This window comes from Morganella sp. GD04133 (assembly GCF_029835375.1).
Taxonomy (GTDB): domain Bacteria; phylum Pseudomonadota; class Gammaproteobacteria; order Enterobacterales; family Enterobacteriaceae; genus Morganella; species Morganella morganii_B.
Genome location: NZ_JAODZS010000043.1, coordinates 1 through 19,625, shown reverse-complemented (window position 1 = coordinate 19,625; position 19,625 = coordinate 1). Strand labels below are relative to the sequence as shown.

The 19,625-nt window shown below is 48.9% G+C and carries 17 protein-coding genes; 16 read left to right on the top strand and 1 reads right to left on the bottom strand.

Going from position 1 to position 19,625, the window contains the following annotated elements; translation table 11 throughout:
- Positions 1–61 precede the first annotated feature (61 nt).
- The 7 genes from N7387_RS18210 (at position 62) to N7387_RS18180 (ending at position 10,740) form a co-directional block, all read left to right on the top strand.
- Positions 62–3,481, top strand: a complete 3,420-nt coding sequence (locus N7387_RS18210; protein ID WP_279800587.1) for a tape measure protein — start codon at positions 62–64, stop codon at positions 3,479–3,481.
- On the top strand, positions 3,478–3,954 hold the full coding sequence (locus N7387_RS18205) for a hypothetical protein (RefSeq protein ID WP_279800586.1): 477 nt from the start codon (positions 3,478–3,480) through the stop codon (positions 3,952–3,954). Before N7387_RS18210 ends, N7387_RS18205 begins: the two co-directional genes overlap by 4 nt.
- On the top strand, positions 3,954–4,424 hold the full coding sequence (locus N7387_RS18200; RefSeq protein WP_279800585.1) for a DUF1833 family protein: 471 nt from the start codon (positions 3,954–3,956) through the stop codon (positions 4,422–4,424). The genes N7387_RS18205 and N7387_RS18200 overlap by 1 nt, the downstream gene beginning before the upstream one ends.
- The gene (locus N7387_RS18195; protein WP_279800584.1) at positions 4,421–4,813 is read left to right on the top strand and encodes an NlpC/P60 family protein; all 393 of its coding nucleotides are present in this window, start codon (positions 4,421–4,423) and stop codon (positions 4,811–4,813) included. Before N7387_RS18200 ends, N7387_RS18195 begins: the two co-directional genes overlap by 4 nt.
- On the top strand, positions 4,800–7,271 hold the full coding sequence (locus tag N7387_RS18190; RefSeq protein WP_279800583.1) for a host specificity factor TipJ family phage tail protein: 2,472 nt from the start codon (positions 4,800–4,802) through the stop codon (positions 7,269–7,271). Before N7387_RS18195 ends, N7387_RS18190 begins: the two co-directional genes overlap by 14 nt.
- A 61-nt stretch (positions 7,272–7,332) precedes the next feature.
- Positions 7,333–9,285 (top strand): hypothetical protein, encoded by a 1,953-nt coding sequence (locus N7387_RS18185; protein WP_279800582.1) that lies wholly within the window; start codon positions 7,333–7,335, stop codon positions 9,283–9,285.
- 423 nt (positions 9,286–9,708) lie between these two features.
- Complete coding sequence (locus tag N7387_RS18180) at positions 9,709–10,740, top strand: acyltransferase (RefSeq protein ID WP_279800580.1); 1,032 nt, start codon at positions 9,709–9,711, stop codon at positions 10,738–10,740.
- Between the two features lie 122 nt (positions 10,741–10,862).
- Here the strand turns inward: N7387_RS18180 and N7387_RS18175 are convergent, their stop codons facing one another.
- Entirely contained in the window at positions 10,863–11,087 is a 225-nt protein-coding gene (locus N7387_RS18175; protein WP_214192230.1) for a DNA polymerase III subunit theta, read from the bottom strand.
- Positions 11,088–11,304: 217 nt separating this feature from the next.
- Here N7387_RS18175 and tgt point away from each other — a divergent pair, with 217 nt between their 5' ends.
- From tgt to thiL, 9 genes are all read left to right on the top strand, one after another.
- Entirely contained in the window at positions 11,305–12,429 is a 1,125-nt protein-coding gene (gene tgt / locus N7387_RS18170; protein ID WP_262859069.1) for a tRNA guanosine(34) transglycosylase Tgt, read from the top strand.
- Between the two features lie 100 nt (positions 12,430–12,529).
- Entirely contained in the window at positions 12,530–12,865 is a 336-nt protein-coding gene (yajC, locus tag N7387_RS18165; RefSeq protein WP_004236424.1) for a preprotein translocase subunit YajC, read from the top strand.
- Positions 12,866–12,900: 35 nt separating this feature from the next.
- Entirely contained in the window at positions 12,901–14,748 is a 1,848-nt protein-coding gene (secD, locus tag N7387_RS18160) for a protein translocase subunit SecD (RefSeq protein ID WP_025151765.1), read from the top strand.
- A 10-nt stretch (positions 14,749–14,758) separates the two neighbouring features.
- Complete coding sequence (gene secF, locus N7387_RS18155) at positions 14,759–15,727, top strand: protein translocase subunit SecF (RefSeq protein WP_025151764.1); 969 nt, start codon at positions 14,759–14,761, stop codon at positions 15,725–15,727.
- A gap of 111 nt (positions 15,728–15,838) precedes the next feature.
- Complete coding sequence (gene nrdR, locus N7387_RS18150; RefSeq protein WP_262859070.1) at positions 15,839–16,288, top strand: transcriptional regulator NrdR; 450 nt, start codon at positions 15,839–15,841, stop codon at positions 16,286–16,288.
- 5 nt (positions 16,289–16,293) lie between these two features.
- Positions 16,294–17,403: a bifunctional diaminohydroxyphosphoribosylaminopyrimidine deaminase/5-amino-6-(5-phosphoribosylamino)uracil reductase RibD gene (gene ribD / locus N7387_RS18145; RefSeq protein ID WP_279800600.1), complete on the top strand. Its 1,110-nt coding sequence runs from the start codon at positions 16,294–16,296 to the stop codon at positions 17,401–17,403.
- A 121-nt stretch (positions 17,404–17,524) separates the two neighbouring features.
- Complete coding sequence (ribE, locus tag N7387_RS18140; RefSeq protein WP_025151762.1) at positions 17,525–17,995, top strand: 6,7-dimethyl-8-ribityllumazine synthase; 471 nt, start codon at positions 17,525–17,527, stop codon at positions 17,993–17,995.
- Between the two features lie 26 nt (positions 17,996–18,021).
- Positions 18,022–18,435 (top strand): transcription antitermination factor NusB, encoded by a 414-nt coding sequence (gene nusB, locus N7387_RS18135; protein ID WP_004240412.1) that lies wholly within the window; start codon positions 18,022–18,024, stop codon positions 18,433–18,435.
- Between the two features lie 97 nt (positions 18,436–18,532).
- Positions 18,533–19,522 (top strand): thiamine-phosphate kinase, encoded by a 990-nt coding sequence (gene thiL / locus N7387_RS18130; RefSeq protein ID WP_279800576.1) that lies wholly within the window; start codon positions 18,533–18,535, stop codon positions 19,520–19,522.
- The last annotated feature ends 103 nt before the right edge of the window (positions 19,523–19,625 follow it).

The window sequence follows — 19,625 nt, the reverse complement described above, 5'->3', positions numbered from 1 at the left end:
AGTCATTACATTGAAAAATTAACCCGCTCCGGCGGGGTTTTTCATTTTAAGGAGCCGGTAAATGGCACAAGTAGGCGAAATCGTATATCAAGTGCAGATGGATGTTGCTCAGTTGCTGACATCACAGCGTCAATTGGATCAGCGACTGCGGAGTATGGAAGGTGGTTTTGACCGCGCCACTCGCTCGGTTAACGATACTGAAAATGCCATGTTTTCACTCTCAAAAGCCGCTGCCCTGGTTACGTCAGCGCTGTCTGCCGGTGCGATTATTCATGCTGTCGATGAATGGGGTCAGATGGCGGCGCGGATCAAGATGGCGCTCAACTCCGTTGAAGGTGATGTTGAACGTTACTCAGAAATTCAGAAGCGTTTTCTGGAGGTCAGCAACCGAAACGGTAAGGCTATCGAGACAGTGCAGGGGTTGTACGCCGGTTCTGCAACCTCAATGAAAGAGCTTGGTTACAACACCACGCAGACCGTTGATTACATCGAATCTCTGTCTTCAGCATTCACCGCTAACGCGACCGGCGCACAACAGACAGAGTCAGCAATGGCCTCCCTGAACCGTGCAATGGTGGTCGGTACGCTGAAAGGTAACGACTGGCATGCAGTACTGAATGCCACGCCGTCGGTAGTGAACGATATCGCAAAAGAAATATCACGTATGCGCGGCGGGATAAAAATCACCGAGAATGACGTTAAAAAAATGGCAATGGAAGGCGGTATCTCTATGCAGATATTTGCCAACGCCATGATTGCCGCCCGCAAAGAAAACAATGCTCTTGCCGATTCTATGGATAACACTGTCGCTGATGGTTTTACTAAATTAGCCAACTCAGCGAAAGCGTATTACGGGGAATTAAATCAGGCATACGGCGTAACACGGACAATGTCGGCCGCATTCGCTGATATCACCGCGAATTTTGACACCTTTGCAAATATCGCCAACGTGGTTGCTCTTGTTGTCGGAGCTCGGCTTGTTGGTGCATTCTCCGCTTCCATTAAAACAAAGATACTTGATGCCGCGGCCTCCGTTAAGCAGGCTCAGGCCAATGCTGCAACAGCAAAAGCGGCTGAATATGCAGCGACAGCAGAAAGGCGTAAAGCCTTGGCAGATAAAGAGTCTACCGCATCAGCGGTTGCTCTTGCTCAGGCTGAGTATAACGTTGCTCGAGGTAGTTCTGCTGAAGCAATGGCGCTGGATAACCTCAATGCCAAAAAGACTATCGCCCGCAATGCGTCAATTGCGTATGCGCAATCATTGACGGCAGAAGCCGCTGCATCACAGGCTGCTACTGTGGCTGCACGCAATGCTTCTGCAGTTATGGGAGTGCTGCGTGGTGGGCTGGCATTAATCGGTGGTCCGATGGGCGCTGCTATGCTGGCCGGTGCCGCGATCATGTATTTCAGTGAAAGCTCAAAGCAGGCGAAGCAGGATGCATCTGATTTTGCCGATTCGCTGGGTGAATTAAGCGGAAAGCTGAAAGAGCTTACGTTTGATGCTCTGAACGGCGCGATCGGTAAAACAACGGAAAATATTGAGGTTCAGGAAGGCGCAGTAAAAGACCTGAAAGGTGAGATTGCAGACCTTAATTCTCAGTACGATAAAGCCGGAGAAAGGAACTACAGCCTTGCAGGGGCGGAGAAAGATCGGGAAAAAATCCTCAACAAAATAAAAATTAAAACAGCTGAGCTTGAAGTCGCCACGAATAAGCTGAATGACATGCAAAACTTTCTTTCTCAGGCTACGGCCGAGGTGAATGCAAGGGTCGGAGATTCAGAGAAAATATTTGGCGGTGCAACTGACGGCGCTGGCAAGCTTGCCAACATGGTTCAATGGCTTGCTGGTCAGATGCGTAGTGCCGCTGATGAGCAGGACAATCTCAACTCAAAATTAAATAATCAGAAGTTCAGGTCAGAAGAAGGTGATAAGTATATTCAGCAAATCAAAGAACAGAATGAGTTGCTATCTATCACTGACAAAAGAGAAAGAGCCTTAGCAGCAGAGAGACAGCGACAGTTAAAGGCCGGGACGCTGGATGATTCTGACCAAATGAAGGAAGCTTTAGATCTGATTGGTGCCAATTATGATCTTGCAGAGGCGGAGAAAAAAAGGGATAGCACTGGTAAGAAATCCGCGTCCGATGCTCTCAAATCAACTAACTCAGTCGCCGATGCACTGAAAAACCAACAGGCCGCAGTAGACCGGTTAAATCAGGGCTACAAAGAAGGCTCTGTTGAGCTGGCAAAATACGATGCAGCCAAAACGCTGGGTGATGATGCCACACCGGTACAAATCTCCCAGGCTGAAAAACTGGCAGCAGAGAAATTCGCTATTGAGCAGCGTTCAGCAGACCAGAAAGCAGCACTTGATGCCAACGTGTTAGCCAAAGCAAAGCAGACGCGTGACGATGATTTGGCGCAACTTGAGCGGCAATTAAAAGCCGGTGATGTGACGTTTGAGCAGTCGAAGAAGCGCCGTGCTGAAATTAACGCAGAGTACGCAAAAAAGGCAGCAGAGGAAAACGCGAAATCAGTTGTCTCTCCTGTTCAGGAAATGGCGGCACAGGTTGATCCGGTTCAGGCGCTGGCAAATGAGCACGCTCAGAAACTGGCACTGATTAAAGATTACATGAATCAGCGCGTCATCACAGAGCAGCAGGGGCTGGCGCTGATGAATGCGGCCAACAAAGAGTATGACGAGCAGCGCACAGCGGCACAGTGGCAGTTACTGAGTCAGCAAAGCCTCGGCTATGACATGCTCACATCAGCGGTTGATTCTTTCTCAGGGAATGCGTCCAACGCTATCACCGGCCTTATCACACAAACCATGAGCTGGAGTGACGCTGCGCGGTCGCTGGGTAACACCATGCTTAACAGTGTGGTCAACTCTATCGTTCAGGTAGGCGTGGAGATGGCTAAAAACTTCATCCTCGGCCAGACATTGGGCGTTGCCACTCAGGCAGCAAACGCATCAGCAGCTGTTGCCGGTGGTGCTGCGGCTTTGGCTGCGTGGACTCCGGCGGCTATCGCGGCATCTATCGCAACGATGGGGGCGGCATCTGCCAGTGGTCTCGGTGCATATACTGCTGCTCAGGCGACTGGCGCGGCAACCAGTATCGGAATGAAAGCACTGACGATTGCCGGGGCGCGTAAAGATGGTGGTCCTGTATCTGCCGGTGAAATGTACCGGGTTGGAGAGGGCGGCAAGCCTGAGATATTCAAAGCGTCAAACGGTAATCAGTACATGATTCCGGGCGATAACGGCAAGGTCATCAGTAACCGTGATATCGGCGGTGGGCAGGTGCCGGTGACGGTGAATATCAACGACTACTCATCCGGAGGTAACAGGATTGATGCTCAGGCCAGACAGGACAGCAACGGCATGACCATAGATGTGTTTATCGCGGACATGGAAAACAAAGGGCCGATGCACAGCGCCATTACACGAAACACAACAGCATCTGCGAGGGTGAGATGATTATAGACTATCCTGACTGGCTTCCTCTGGCGCAGAAGTCAGATAAAAACATGACCATCGACACCGGTTACATGACAGATCAGCCACAGGTCGGCGCGCCGATATTCCAGAAACTGACAGATGACCTGAAAACGGTCTGGAATGTCACATGGATATTCACACTGGTACAGGAGCGGGCGTTTGCTCAGTGGCTGCGTCATCCTGATTATCTGGATAACTGTAACCGGTGGTTCCGGATGAAAATCGACATCGGCGGCAGCGGATTGCAGGAGCAGGAATTGCATTTTGTGTCCTATCCGGTGCAAACCAGTGTTAACGGCGCGTCAGTCACATGGGCCGGTCAGGTTATCTGTAAAAACCTGCATAACGATGATGATGAATTCGGTGATGTGATTATCGAGTTCCAGCCGCCGTTCGGCAGCTGGCTGGATGTTATTGTCACTGAGACACTGCCGCGGTGTAAGGAGGGATAATGCCGACATTGCGTGAGTTCCGCGCACAACGACCAAACCGCATCCTGTACGAAACACTTCAGCTATCACACCCGTCATTCGGCGATATTTACCTGATCACTCACCAGATTTTTCCGAAGACACTCGGCGGCATTGAATATTTTCCGTGCAACTTTGAGATGTCTGAGAGTCAGCAGAGTAAAACGCCGATCATTGACGCGAGTGTAAAATTCAGCCGCGTGGCTTATGAGTTTAAGCAGAAGCTAAAAGCGTGGCGGTCATATTCACGGATGGTCCCGGTCGAGGTGACATACCGGCTGTTTGATGAGGCTGACAAAGGCACGGCAATCGTGCGCTGGAAACTGTTTGCGAAAGATATCTCACTGGATGCGGAAGCGGTATCAATGACACTGTCGATGACAAATCCGCTGAATAAAAATGTCGGACGCATTTATGAGCCGCAGGAGTGGCCTGGGTTGGAGGCCGTATGACGACAGACGAATTTACAGACAGAATGATCGGGGTTCCGTGGGTTAACCGGGCGTGTTCATTTACAGCGTGTGACTGCTGGGGCCTTGTGGCGCTCTATTACCGGTACGTTGTCGGCGCTGAAATTCATCACGACAGCGGTTATGAATCAGACAGTGATTTTATGACCTGTTATCAAAATGAGGTGGATTTCTGGAAGACGGAAGACCATCCGGTAAGCGGCGGGATATTTGTTGCTTATAACGGCTCAGTACCGGCACACGTTGGCATTGTGCTTGGCGGAATGGTTTTGCACAGCCGGGGTGATAACGGACATGTCCGTCTTGACAGATTGCTGACCATTCAGCGTATTTACAGCAAAGTGGAGTTTATGACTTATGCCGGTAATTGAAATTCAGCGCCTGCCGGGAACACCGAAAGAGAGAGTCAAAGTAAAATCCGGCTCTCTTTTTTTTGACTGGCTGAAAGAGCAGAATATCAGCAGTGACGTTGTGATCATGGTCAATGGTGTGCAGCTGACTGATAGCGACAGCCTTGATTTTGTTGTCTCTGAATTGCACCACATTCAGGTATTTGACCAGCCGAAAGGCGGTGCCATCGGAGATTTGCTGAGCCCGGTATTTAAACTGGTGACGAAGGTATTCTCCTTTCTGGCCCCGAAAACGCCGTCATTCACATCTGCAGATGCAAACGTAAAAGACAGCCCGAATAACCGGCTCACAGGACAAACAAACGTTGCGCGAACCTATCAGGCCCGCCCGGAAATTCACGGTCAGGTGAGAGCATATCCGGATCTGATTCAGCAATCGCTGTTTGAGTACATCGATAACAAGAAAAAAGTCACGGAGTGGATGAACTTCGGTATCGGTAAGTTTGATATCGAAAACGTAAAATACTCGGAATCAGAATTAACCGCGCTGGACGGTGCGAGTTATCAGATATTTCAGCCGGGTGAGAATATCCCTGAGATATTTGAAGGATTCGAGTTTCATGATGTTGACGGTCAGGAAGTGCCGGGCCCGAATGAAAGTGACGAGATTCCGCAGTATCAGGCAACGGCGAATGAGGTCATATCAGGCGAGATAAAGGGCGGAGAGGCAATGATTAAAATCGCCAGACAGGATGAGTTCGACTATTTCTATGACATCATAAAGCCGCGATCAGTGTCGATTATTGTCAGTGTGTCGTATAACACGCCAACAACGCCGATCACAAAAGATATCAAAGTTTATGCCTATTTGTCTGAAGTGAAAAAAAGTGATGACGGGTCGCTCATACTTCCGAAAAAGTATTATGAATTTTTCTTCACCGATCTTGCAGGCAATGAATTAGCAGCGCTGCCTCCGGATGCTGTGATTAACACCTCGAAATTCATTCTCTATGACAACCAGTTTCTGACGGTGGGACCGTTCTTTTCACCAATGGAGGGCGGTGAGCTGTGGATCCACATCAATGCTTCACTTGGCGAAAATGATTATGCCAATGCCAGAATGGAATTCTGGAAGGTGGATGATGACAATGAGGAAATTTCCGGTACCAGGGAATCATATAACCGTGGGTTCCCCGCAGCACCAAAGACAAAAAACTATTATAAAACGGAAAAATTTATTCCACGTGGAGGCTACGGACGTTATGCATTCCAGTTAACCCGACTGGAAAACAGTAATGACCACAGCATACTGAAGCTGGAGAAGGCGCATATTATTCGCCGCAGGCTCAATGAGAAGCATAATGACGACACCATTGTCCGTGTGACCGTAAGGGCAACAGAGAACCCGACAAGCTCACGTGAGCGCAAATATAACGCGCTGGTGACGCGGCATGTGATCAGTTATGACATAGTCAACCGCAAAGTGGATTACACAGAACGGCCTTCACGCTCATTTGCGGATGCAGTGGCGCATACGTGGCTGGTTACCGGCAAGCAACCGGAGAACACTATCGACCTGCACGGGTTGTATGAGATTTACGCCGGACTGCCTGATGAACGCCTCGGGTACTTTGATTACACGTTTGATGATGAGGATGTATCGTTAGGCCAGCGCGTCGAGACAATCTGCAACGTGGCACGGGTGACGGCATTCTTTGATAACGGTGTGCTGACATTTTCCCGTGAGGAAGAGCGGAGGTATCCGGCGGCGGTGTTTAACCGGTCAAACATCACCGGTAATAACTTCCGCATCTCATACGACATGTCGCTGCCGGGCGGGAATGATGGCGTTGAGGTTGAGTATGTTAACCCGCGAACCAACAAAAAAACCTATCTGAAGTACCGTATCGAAAACGGTGCGGTGGTGAAGGGGGCAGCGAAGAGCCCGAACAAAATCACCCTGCACGGATGCCGGAATGAGTATCAGGCCATTGACCGTGCACTGCTGGAAATGGATCGCCTGGTCAGCCAGCGGACAAGCATAAGCCTGCAAACACTGGCAGACGGTGATTATGTTTATCCCGGCGATATGGTTCTGGTGGCTGACAGCTACGACAGTAATCAGCAGGGCGGACATATCACCGGCAGAACCGGCAATGTGTTCAGCACCAGTGAGCGTATTGAGTTTTTCGGTGACATGGTGGTGAACATCACTGATCACCTCGGAAATTCATCAGGAGAATATCCGGCACAGGCGCTGACTGATACGGATAAAGGCTTTATTGCCGATATTCCTGATATTCAGCTCAATATCTATGACGGCCACAATGTTCAGTCACCGTCACGTTACATCATATCAACCGTCACTGAGATGGACGCTATGCGCTGGGTAGTCTCTGACAAGAAGCCAGACGCAGATGGCACGTTCTCCATCACCGCAAGCGAGTATTTCGCACCGAAAGCAGACTATAACGTCTGACATAACACTCAAACCAACAAGCCAGCCTCAGAGCTGGCTTTTTTATTGGAAGAAAAGGCACATGGCTACTATCCCTACTCAAAATGCAGTACCGAGTGAAGCACCACGCGACCTGAAATTTAACTCAGGAAAAATTGACGAGTTCGTAACATCTCTGGAACACGAATACAAAGACCGGTTTGGTCGCTGTCATATGACTATCGAAGGCATGCGCTGGATATTCGATCAGCTCATGGAGCGATTTAAAGTCGATATTAACCATGCCATCATTGCCGCCGGTTACATCCCGATGGACAGCTTCCAGCAGGGCGCAGAGATAACAAAACGCAATGAAATTCTTCGTGACGAAACCACCGGTGAATATTACCGCTGGGATGGTGATTTGCCGAAGACTGTTCCTGCCGGGTCAACGCCTGAGTCTGCTGGCGGTGTTGGCATGGGGGCATGGGTTAGTGTAGGTGATGCGTCATTGCGCGGTGAGCTCAATCGCGGAGATGGTATTTTGGTTGGAACAAACCACCGTGGTGATTTAGCCATAGACCTTGATGCTATAGATCGCCGACCAGACGGGTACAAAAATAACATACAAGACGTTCTTAGCAACGGAAATGATGTTGAAATAAATAAAAATTTCACTATAAGCAAAAGTATTACTCCTGATAAAAATCAGGTGATTTCTGGCGCAGGCGGCGAAATATCAATTTCAACCGCATTTGCTGCTGTCTATACAGATGCCAGAAAGGAAGGGAAAAATCTTGATAAAACAAAAATAATTGGATTGTCAATAAATGGTGTTGTTGTTCCGGATGGAGAAGCAGCCTATGGTGTATTTTATAGAGATATAGACTATCCCGTTGTTAGTGGTCTATATGCCAGTAACTTTACTGGTGCGTTAATAAACTTACACTGTACCAATAGTTACATACATAATATCAGGGCAACAAAAACAGTTTACCATCCATCTCTTGTAGCCGGAGGCTATGGTGTTCTTGTTGCAGAGTCAGACCAAACAATAATAGACGGTGTATTTTTCGATGCAAATGAAGGGGATGACGGAAGGCACTTGCTCTACTTATCAACATCTGACGGGAGTGGTGCAACAAACGGAAATACGAATACAATTGCAACAAATATGATTGCAAAATATAAAGATAAGGATGACAGGAACTTTTGGGGTATTAATGTAAGAAGAAGTAACCGAGCGGTAGTAAATAACTTTATCATTGATGGTGCTAATGGTGGGTTGGCTTATAACCCTGAACAAGGTGATATTTCACAGCATATAACATCTAACGGAGTGATAAATGTTTTAAAGTATAAGGATGATGTTGGTGTTTATGGTATAGGTCATTTATATCATGGTACAAATAAAATAATTGGTACACTAGATACAACGCTAAATATAAATGTTGATTTGAAAAACAGGAGCCTTACCGGGAAGGACTGTGTGGCTCACTCAATATCAGGCATAAACTGTATGTTCAGTAATAGCATTGTAAAAGTACCGAGGGTGAGCTCTCCTATTATAATCAACCCAGGTGCATCACATATCCTAATTGATGGTATACTTGATTACAGTGAAGGCGGCACCACGTCACTTGCTCCATTTATTGCATTCTCAGGTGATGAAGGGTCTTGCTCTGACATCACTGTTAGGGGAATTAAAACACACCGTCCGATGTTTGCCAGGCTGCATGCTGTAATAGATCTCACAGTAGATTTCCCAAGAAACGCAAGAATAGTAATATCATCTGGTTCTGTTACGAAATCAGATGATTATGAGATTATCAAATCAACAGATATTATTGATAATGGCGTCATAATTAAGTTTAACAACCATGTGACGCAAAAGTCTATAGACTCTGTGTTAATAAGAGATCAGGGGCCTACGCATTCTATAATTGCCGAGTATATTACTGGTAAGGCTGTAAGAATTAGTACATATAACCTGAAAGGGGATCCAATAAGCCCTGCGGCATCTAACATAATTATGCATGTAACCCTGATTTCATAACTATATTATACTTAATCCTATCATTAATTAAACAAATGCGAATATAGTTCAATATTGTTTTATTAAATGAATGCTCTGGCTGTTGATTCTATGTTCCGTTCAAATCATGCGTCGGCCAGAGCTTTTTATTGTACACGATACCGGACGATGGCAAATAAGCATTGATTTTATCTTTTTTCTCTGACTAGTTTATGAGATAGCGACAACTTTTGGATAGGTGAGTAAAATCAATCAATGTATATAGTTATGAAGCAAATTTAGCACAGGGAAAGACATTAGCAAATAGTTTTATTAACTTTAATGTAACGCTATTTTAATAGTACATGTACTTCATGATGATAGCTACACATGGTAGTATGTTATAGGATGGCAACTAATGATCGAATGATAAATTATTTTTTCCTGAAGAGCAGAAAATACATTATGGAAATCAAGAACCTACAAGTGGTAAGAGGCGTGGCGGCGATTTTGGTCGTGGTCACTCATTTTTTTGGCGCTGACCTTAGCCGCATCTCACCATACTTTGGGCATATGGGGGTAGACATATTCTTCACCTTAAGTGGTTTCCTGATGGTTTACAGTCAGAATGAGTCAAAGGGAGCTATAAAATTCTTTACTGGCAGAGTGAAAAGAATTTACCCTGCATACCTTATCCTTTCTATCCCGCTAATAATTTTGGCTATCGGAACTGCAAAACCATATGCATTGGTAGCAAATTTATTCCTTCTTCCAGGTTTCAATGACCCGCAATACACTATTATAAACTATCCAGCATGGACACTAGTATATGAGATGATATTCTATGTATTGTTTGCAGCGGCTTTGTTGATAAGCAAAAAAAGAACTACATCTTGTATTATAACTGTCATTGCAATTATTTGTTCAGTAAATATTTTTAGTGGCGCTTATGAAAAGCAGGGATGGGTTAATCTTGGATATATCCTAGGTGACCAACTCATGCTTAACTTCGCGGCCGGGTGTATGATTGGGCTGATGTATAGTGAGCTTAAAATTCGTAAAGTGATAAATTTCTACGTATTCATTATGCTTTTTGCTGTCATGCTATACTTGGGGTTGTGCGTAATAAATGACATCAGAATAATTAAACTTGGCATTCCATCATTTGTAATTATAATAATTGCGGTTTTTTCAAAACCTGCAAATAGCAGGATGTACAACTTTCTGTACACCATTGGTGGCGCATCATACAGTATATATCTTTCCCATATATATTTTGCAAAATACTCCAAAGATATAGCAATAAATTACAATGTCGGGGCTGGATATTTTTATCCTATATTGTTTGCTGGTTTATTTTTATCATTATTATTTGGTCTGTTTTTTTATTCAAAAATAGAGAGACCACTTGGTGAATGGTTTAAGAAAAAGAAGAATATTAAGAATGAGGTGATATCTGAATGTGGTGCAGAATATGAAGTCAATAAAAAGCAATAAAGTTTAAATGCTTGTACCTATCCACTAACCTTTTAGCATGCAGAGGGAAATATAGACCATCTTGGTTAAAATCATTCCTCACTATGGTCGGGCAAGCATGGGTCAGCATGAACGTGACATAATCACTCCTTCTCATACTCGAACCCGCGCGGAAACCTTTTCCCGACCTCCCTGTAGTGCTCAAGTCTCTCTCTGAAGTACGGGCGTAAATGCTCGGGCTGCTGATTTTCTGTTTCGTACAGATCATACGGCAGTCCGAGTCTTTCTTTATACGCGATACCGGATGCGGCTAAATCGGCATTAATTTTGTCTTTTTCGTCTTGGGGCAGGTTGGCGATATTGTGCATGTTGGTTTCTGAGTGGTGGGTGATGATGGGAGTATAGCAAGGGTATTGTGACGGGGTGTGCCAAATTTGTGACACAAAATTGAGGGAGATTGATTAAAATCGGCAGAAATATACAAAGCATGTTTTTGCGGGCTGGCGTGTACAGCGGCTTTGCAAGCGTTTACAATGCGTCAAATTTTATAAACCATCAGACTGTTTTTCTGATGCCGGAGGTTTTGTGAAATATGAACTGCAAACGACAGACGGCCGTGCGCGCCGTGGTCGCTTAATTTTTGATCGTGGCGTTGTTGAAACCCCTGCATTTATGCCGGTGGGGACTTATGGCACAGTGAAAGGGATGACACCGGAAGAAGTGAAAGAGACCGGTGCGCAAATCTTATTAGGCAACACGTTCCATCTGTGGCTGCGCCCCGGTCAGGAAATTATGAAACTGCACGGTGATCTGCATGACTTTATGCAGTGGAAAGGCCCGATTCTGACTGACTCCGGCGGCTTCCAGGTGTTCAGCCTGGGCGCAATGCGTAAAATCAAAGAAGAGGGTGTCCATTTCCGTAACCCGATCAACGGGGAAAAAATCTTCTTAAGTCCTGAAAAATCGATGGAAATCCAGTACGATCTCGGGTCTGATATCGTGATGATTTTTGACGAGTGCACGCCGTATCCGGCGGATTGGGACTACGCGAAGAAATCCATGGAAATGTCTCTGCGCTGGGCAAAACGCAGCCGCGATCGTTTCGATGAACTGGGTAATCCGAACGCGCTGTTCGGTATCATCCAGGGCAGTGTTTACGAAGATTTACGCGATGTGTCTGTGAAAGGGCTGGTGGAAATCGGATTTGATGGGTACGCTGTGGGCGGTCTGGCTGTCGGCGAGCCGAAAGAAGATATGCACCGTATTCTGGAGCATGTCTGTCCGCAGATCCCGGAAGATAAACCGCGCTATTTAATGGGCGTGGGTAAACCGGAAGATCTGGTGGAAGGTGTGCGCCGCGGTATTGATATGTTCGACTGCGTGATGCCGACCCGTAATGCCCGTAACGGTCACCTGTTTGTGACGGACGGCGTGGTAAAAATCCGTAATGCGAAGTATAAATCAGATACATCGCCGCTGGATGCGGAATGTGACTGCTATACCTGCCGCCATTATACGCGTGCGTATCTGCATCATTTGGATCGCTGTAATGAAATCCTTGGCGCGCGCTTAAATACCATTCATAATCTGCGCTACTATCAGCGTCTGATGGCGGGTATCCGGCAGGCCATTGAAGAAGGCCGTCTGGAAGCATTTGCCGCTGAATTTTATCAGCGGATCGGGAAACCGGTTCCGCCGTTAAGTGAGTGATTTCCCCGAAACGGGATCACCCGGTGGGTATAACATAGGCGATACCCTACCGGCAGGTTTATCTGCCTGATAATTATGTGAATAACAAGAGGATAGTTTGATGAGTTTTTTCATTTCTGACGCAGTAGCATCAACCGGTGCGGCCGCTTCTCAGGGCAGCCCGATGTCTCTGATTGTTATGCTGGTCGTTTTCGTGCTGATTTTCTACTTCATGATCCTGCGCCCGCAACAGAAACGTGCTAAATCACACAAGCAATTAATGGACTCCATTACCAAAGGTGATGAAGTGTTAACTACCGGTGGTCTGATCGGTCGTGTGGCTAAAGTGTCTGACACCGGCTACATCGTTCTGGAACTGAACGAAACAACTGAAGTAACCATCAAACGTGATTTCGTCGCAGCAGTTTTACCGAAAGGTACACTGAAGGCGCTGTAATCTTCCTGTAGTATGATTTTCCCGAAGGGACTGCCGTGTTAAACCGTTATCCTTTGTGGAAGTATCTGATGCTGATCGCTGCGATCCTCATCGGTTTGCTTTATGCGCTTCCAAACCTGTATGGAGAGGATCCGGCTGTTCAAATCACTGGCGCGCGGGGAACCGCCGCCAATGAACAGACCCTGGATCAGGTCCGGACCATTTTAGAAAAAGATCAGATCGCGAGTAAGTCGATCGCACTGGAAAACGGTGTGATACTTGCCCGTTTCTCAAATCCTGATATCCAGTTACGTGCCCGTGAAGAGCTGATGAAAGGCCTGGGTGAGCAATATGTTGTTGCCCTGAACCTTGCACCGGCGACACCGAAATGGCTGACCGCCGTCGGTGGCGAGCCGATGAAACTGGGTCTCGACCTGCGTGGTGGTGTGCACTTCCTGATGGAAGTGGATATGGAAACCGCGCTGGGTAAACTGCAGGAGCAGAACCTCGACGGTATCCGCTCACTGCTGCGTGAGAACAGCATTCCGTTTGCGTCTGTCCGCAAATCAGCGGATTACGGCGTGGAAGTCCGCTTCCGTGATGATGCATCACGTTCTGAAGCCAGCTCGCTGTTAACAAAACGCCTGCGTGATTTAGTGTTCAAAGACGGTTCGGATAACACCCTGACCGCAGTGATGAGCGATCAGCGCTTAAGTGAAGCGCGCAGCTATGCTGTCATGCAGAACATCACTATCCTGCGTAACCGTGTTAACCAGCTCGGTGTTGCCGAGCCGCTGGTACAGCGTCAGGGTGCGGATCGCATCGTGGTGGAATTACCGGGTATTCAGGACACCGCACGGGCGAAAGAGATCCTCGGTGCAACTGCAACGCTGGAATTCCGTCTGGTCAACAGCACGGTTGACCCTGCCGCTATCGAAGCAGGCCGTATTCCGGGCGATACCGAAGTGAAATACACCCGTGACGGACGCAAAGTCGCCCTGTACAAGCGTGTAATTCTGACCGGTGACCACATTACTGACTCCACATCACAGAGTGATGAGTACGGTCAGCCGCAGGTCAGCATCTCGCTGGACAGCGCCGGTGGTAACACCATGTCCGATTTCACCAAGGATAATCTGTATAAGCCGATGGCGACCCTGTTTGTCGAATATAAAGACAGCGGGCGTAAAGATGCCGCAGGCCGTTCAATCCTTGAGAAAAACGAAGAAGTTATCAACATTGCCAATATCCAGTCCCGTTTAGGATCAAACTTCCGTATCACCGGGATTGATAATGCCAATGAAGCACGTCAGTTATCACTGCTGCTGCGTGCCGGTGCCCTGATTGCACCAATCCAGATTGTGGAAGAGCGGACCATCGGGCCGACTCTGGGTCTGCAGAATATCGAGCAGGGCCTGGAAGCGTGTCTGTGGGGGCTGATGGCCTCAATTCTGTTCATGGTGATCTACTACCGTAAATTCGGTCTGATCGCGAGCAGCGCGTTACTGGCGAACCTTATCCTGATTGTCGGGGTGATGTCGCTGTTACCGGGGGCTACGCTGACCATGCCGGGGATTGCGGGGATCGTGCTGACCCTTGCGGTTGCGGTTGATGCGAACGTTCTGATCAACGAACGTATCAAAGAAGAACTGCGCAACGGACGTTCTGTCCAGCAGGCAATCCATGAGGGCTACAAAGGCGCCTTCTCAAGTATTATCGACGCAAACTTAACCACACTGATTACCGCTGTCATTCTGTACGCGGTCGGTACCGGTTCAATTAAAGGGTTTGCGATTACGACAGCCATTGGTGTGGCAACCTCCATGTTTACAGCGATTATCGGTACACGTGCCATCGTGAACCTGCTGTACGGCGGTAAACGTATTAATAAGCTGTCTATTTAAGGAGCACGTTGTGGCACAGGATTATACTGTTGAACAATTAAACCACGGCCGCAGAGTCTATGACTTTATGCGCTGGGACAACGTGGCATTTACCATCTCGGCACTGCTGCTGATTGCCTCTGTGGCAATCATCGGCGTGAAAGGGTTTAACTGGGGTCTGGACTTCACCGGCGGTACCGTCATTGAAGTTAACTTCAGCCAGCCGGCTGACCTGGATAAAATCCGTGATACCGTTTCGCTGGCCGGGTTTAAAGACCCGCTGATCCAGAATTTCGGCAGCAGCCGTGACATCATGGTACGTCTGCCGCCGGCAGAAGGCGTGGCTGGTCAGGAACTGGGTAAAACTGTCATCAATGTTATTAACAAAGATATTGATGAAAATGCAGTGGTCAAGCGTATTGAATTCGTCGGACCGAGTGTGGGTGCGGAGCTGGCTCAGACCGGGGCGATGGCACTGATCGCCGCATTAATCTGTATCCTGATTTATGTGGCGATGCGGTTTGAATGGCGCCTGGCGTTAGGTGCGGTTATCGCGCTGGCGCATGACGTTATTATCACCCTCGGTGTACTGTCGTTATTCCATATTGAGATTGACCTGACCATTGTGGCATCCCTGATGTCGGTTATCGGTTACTCACTGAACGACAGTATCGTGGTATCTGACCGTATCCGTGAGAACTTCCGCAAAATCCGCCGTGGTACCTCGTATGAGATCATGAACGTTTCCCTGACTCAGACGTTAAGCCGTACCATTATGACATCGGCAACCACCCTGTTAGTGGTTCTGATGCTCTATATCTTCGGTGGTGCAATGCTGAAAGGCTTCTCGCTGGTCATGCTGATTGGTGTGTCTATCGGTACGATTTCCTCAATCTACGTGGCGTCCGCGCTGGCCCTGAAACTGGGTATGAAGCGTGAGCACCTGATTGTGCAGAAAGTGGAAAAAGAAGGTGCGGATCAGGAATCTATCCTGCCGTAATTTCTGCCGTGAAAAAACAGAAAACACCCTGTATGTGCAAGCATGCAGGGTGTTTTTTATGTGTAAACAGGGTAAACTACCGCAACAGTTCATTGACCCGCAGGATAATTTATGCATTGCCCGTTTTGCTCTGCCGTTGATACCAAAGTCATCGACTCACGCCTGGTGGGTGATGGTTCTCAGGTCCGCCGTCGCCGCCAGTGTCTGGAATGCCACGAACGCTTTACCACATTTGAGGTCGCCGAGCTGGTGATGCCGCGTGTGGTCAAAAGTGATGACAGCCGCGAGCCGTTTGACGAAGAAAAGCTGCGCCGTGGTATGCAGAAGGCACTGGAAAAACGTCCGGTCAGTTCTGACAATATCGAAACCTCCCTCAGTCACATCAAATCGCAGTTACGGGCTACCGGTGAGCGGGAAGTCTCTGCTAAGTTTGTCGGTGAACTGGTGATGAGCGAGCTGAAAAAGCTGGATAAAGTCGCGTATATCCGCTTTGCGTCGGTTTACCGCAGTTTTGAGGATATCCGTGAATTCGGCGAGGAAATTGCCCGCCTGCAGGACTGAACATGATGCATTCTGATGAATTTTATATGGCCCGCGCCCTTGAACTGGCGGCGCTGGGGCGTTTTACCACCGCACCGAACCCGAATGTCGGCTGTGTGATTGTCCGTGACGGCGAAATCGTCGGCGAAGGTTACCATCAGCGTGCCGGTGAACCGCATGCGGAAGTACATGCGCTGCGCATGGCCGGTGATAAAGCCCGTGGCGCCACCGCCTATGTCACGCTGGAGCCGTGCAGTCATCACGGCCGCACACCGCCGTGTGCTGAAGCGCTGATCAATGCCGGGGTCAGCCGGGTGGTGGCTGCCATGCAGGATCCGAATCCGCAGGTGGCCGGACGCGGGCTGTTTAAACTGCGTGAAGCCGGTATTGAAGTCAGTCACGGCGTACTGATGCAGGAAGCGGAAGCACTGAATAAAGGCTTCTTTAAGCGGATGCGTACCGGTTTCCCGTATATTCAGCTGAAAATGGCGGCCTCGATCGACGGCAAAACCGCATTAGCCAACGGCGAAAGCCAGTGGATCACCTCAAAAGCCGCCCGGCAGGATGTGCAGCAGTTCCGCGCACAGGCCGGGGCGATTTTATCCACCAGTGCCACGGTTCTGGCAGATGATCCCGGTCTGATTGTCCGTCATGCGGATTTCCCGGTATCGCTGCAGCAGAGCTACCCGGAGGCAGATATCCGTCAGCCGGTGCGGATTATCACCGACAGCCATCAGCGGGTGACCGCTCAGCACCGCGTCACACAATTGCCGGGCAGTTGCTGGCTGGCACGGACTGCTTCTCAGCCGGATAACTGGCAGGGGGATGTTGAGGAAATGATCCTGCCGGAGAACGGCAGTGGTGTGGATCTGGTTCTGCTGATGATGCAGCTCGGCAAACGCAATATTAACCATATCTGGACAGAGTGCGGCTCCCATATGGCGGGCGCATTGCTGAAGGCCGGGCTGGCGGATGAAATCGTGCTTTATCTGGCACCGAAGATTCTGGGCAGTGATGCACAGGATCTCTTCACATTGCCGCCGCTTGCCCATCTGCGTGATGCGCCGCAGTTGCGGATCGACGACTGTACGATGGTCGGACCGGATCTTCGTCTGCGGTTGATCCCGGTGTATTAACCGCTGAATTTACGCCGGAATTTAATTTTTATTCCGGAGTTTGAAAAACACAGGCGCGGTGACGGAAAGAATGTGATAAAATCCGCGCCCCGCAGTATGAAACTCGTAAGAAGGAAAGGCTATGAACGTCATTAAAGGTGTTGTCAGTGCGCCGGGTGCGCGTATCGCCATCGCAATTGCCCGCTTTAACAACTTCATCAACGACAGCCTGTTAGACGGTGCGGTTGATGCGCTTGAGCGTATCGGTCAGGTTTCCTCTGAGAACATTACAACGGTCTGGGTGCCGGGTGCGTATGAACTGCCGCTGGCAGTGAAAACACTGGCTGATACCGGAAAATATGACGCGATTATTGCGCTGGGTACTGTTATCCGCGGCGGCACCGCACATTTTGAATATGTGTCCGGTGAATGCAGCTCCGGGTTATCCGCCGTTGCAATGAACAGCGCGATTCCGGTGACTTTCGGGGTGCTGACCACCGAGAATATTGAACAGGCCATTGAACGTGCGGGAACCAAAGCCGGTAACAAAGGGGCGGAAGCCGCAATGACCGCGCTGGAAATGATCAACGTAATTAAGGCCATCAAAGGCTGAATTCAGATTTTAGTAAGGGGATATGTGTGAAACCTGCAGCTCGTCGTCGTGCTCGTGAATGTGCCGTTCAGGCGCTTTATTCGTGGCAGTTATCCGGCAATAACATTGCGGATGTTGAATCAGAATTTCTGTCAGAGCAGGATGTCAAAGACGTTGATGTCGCCTATTTTCGTGAGCTGTTCTTTGGTGCGGCAACGAATGCAGTGCGTCTTGATGCACTGATGGCACCGTACCTCTCCCGCCAGCTGGAGGAGTTAGGTCAGGTGGAAAAAGCGGTTCTGCGTCTGGCGATGTATGAATTAAGCTACCGTGAAGATGTCCCTTACAAAGTGGTTATCAACGAAGCGATTGAACTGGCGAAAGTGTTCGGCGCGGAAGAGAGCCACAAATTTGTCAATGGCGTGCTCGATAAAGCCGCGCCGAATGCCCGCAGAAAGTAATCATCTGATACTTTTATGCACGGACATAAATGACATGATATAAAAGAGGCCGGTTTAACCGGCCTTTTGTCTTTATCTGATTGCGGAATTTCTGATTATGGCTTGTGGTGAATTTGATCTCATCCGGCGTTTTTTTGACCGGCAGCACTATTACCGCCGGGACGTTGAACTGGGTATCGGGGATGATTGTGCTCTGATGACCGTAGCGGAAAAACAGCAGGTTGCTGTCAGCACGGATACCCTGGTGTCCGGTATTCATTTTCTGCCTTCCGTTTCTGCCCGTGATCTGGCGTGGAAATCCCTTGCGGTGAATTTAAGTGACCTGGCCGCCATCGGTGCCGATCCGGCCTGGGTTTCCCTGGCGCTGACGCTGCCGTCCATTGATGAAGCGTGGCTGGGGGAATTCAGTGACAGCTTCTTTGAGCAACTGAATTATTATGGCATGCAGTTAATCGGCGGCGATACCACCCGCGGTCCGATGAGTCTGACATTGACGGTTCATGGTCTGGTCCCGGCAGGGCGGGCAATGAAACGCGCCGGCGCCCGTAACGGTGACTGGATCTATGTCACCGGTACACTGGGTGACAGCGCCGCCGGACTGGCAATTTTGCTGGGTGAACTCCGGCCTGAAGACCCGGCACACAAAGAGTATCTGCTGAAACGTCATCTGCGCCCGCAACCGCGCATTTTACAGGGGCAGGCGCTGCGCGACCTCGCATCCTCAGCGATAGATATCTCTGACGGTCTGATTTCCGATCTCGGCCATATCCTGAAAGCCAGTCGTTGCGGTGCCAGGATTGAGCTTGATAACTTACCGATGTCTGAGGCACTGAAAGCCTGTTCATCACCGGAGCAGGCGCTTGCCCGTGCGCTGGCGGGTGGTGAGGATTATGAGCTGTGCTTTACCGTTCCGGAAATTAACCGTGGCGCGCTGGAAATGGCACTGGCACACACCGGCGCACCTTTCTGCTGTATCGGACAGATGAAACCGGAGAGTGACGGCATCCGCTATTTCAGCAAAGGTGAGGAAGTACAACCGGCGCTGAGCGGGTTTGATCACTTTGCGGTGAAAGTTGCGGCAGAGTAGGCCGTAAACGCGTTATCAGTGACATAAAAAAACCCTGCTGATGAAGTGACCCCCGATAGTTGGACAACCGATTATCGGGGGTTTTTTGTGTCAAAATACAGCC

Coding starts and splice junctions, on each gene's coding strand:
- N7387_RS18210 (WP_279800587.1), top strand. CDS start 62: ATGGCACAAGTAGGCGAAATCGTATATCAAGTGCAGATGGATGTTGCT.
- N7387_RS18205 (WP_279800586.1), top strand. CDS start 3,478: ATGATTATAGACTATCCTGACTGGCTTCCTCTGGCGCAGAAGTCAGAT.
- N7387_RS18200 (WP_279800585.1), top strand. CDS start 3,954: ATGCCGACATTGCGTGAGTTCCGCGCACAACGACCAAACCGCATCCTG.
- N7387_RS18195 (WP_279800584.1), top strand. CDS start 4,421: ATGACGACAGACGAATTTACAGACAGAATGATCGGGGTTCCGTGGGTT.
- N7387_RS18190 (WP_279800583.1), top strand. CDS start 4,800: ATGCCGGTAATTGAAATTCAGCGCCTGCCGGGAACACCGAAAGAGAGA.
- N7387_RS18185 (WP_279800582.1), top strand. CDS start 7,333: ATGGCTACTATCCCTACTCAAAATGCAGTACCGAGTGAAGCACCACGC.
- N7387_RS18180 (WP_279800580.1), top strand. CDS start 9,709: ATGGAAATCAAGAACCTACAAGTGGTAAGAGGCGTGGCGGCGATTTTG.
- N7387_RS18175 (WP_214192230.1), bottom strand. CDS start 11,087: ATGCACAATATCGCCAACCTGCCCCAAGACGAAAAAGACAAAATTAAT.
- yajC (WP_004236424.1), top strand. CDS start 12,530: ATGAGTTTTTTCATTTCTGACGCAGTAGCATCAACCGGTGCGGCCGCT.
- nrdR (WP_262859070.1), top strand. CDS start 15,839: ATGCATTGCCCGTTTTGCTCTGCCGTTGATACCAAAGTCATCGACTCA.
- ribD (WP_279800600.1), top strand. CDS start 16,294: ATGCATTCTGATGAATTTTATATGGCCCGCGCCCTTGAACTGGCGGCG.
- ribE (WP_025151762.1), top strand. CDS start 17,525: ATGAACGTCATTAAAGGTGTTGTCAGTGCGCCGGGTGCGCGTATCGCC.
- thiL (WP_279800576.1), top strand. CDS start 18,533: ATGGCTTGTGGTGAATTTGATCTCATCCGGCGTTTTTTTGACCGGCAG.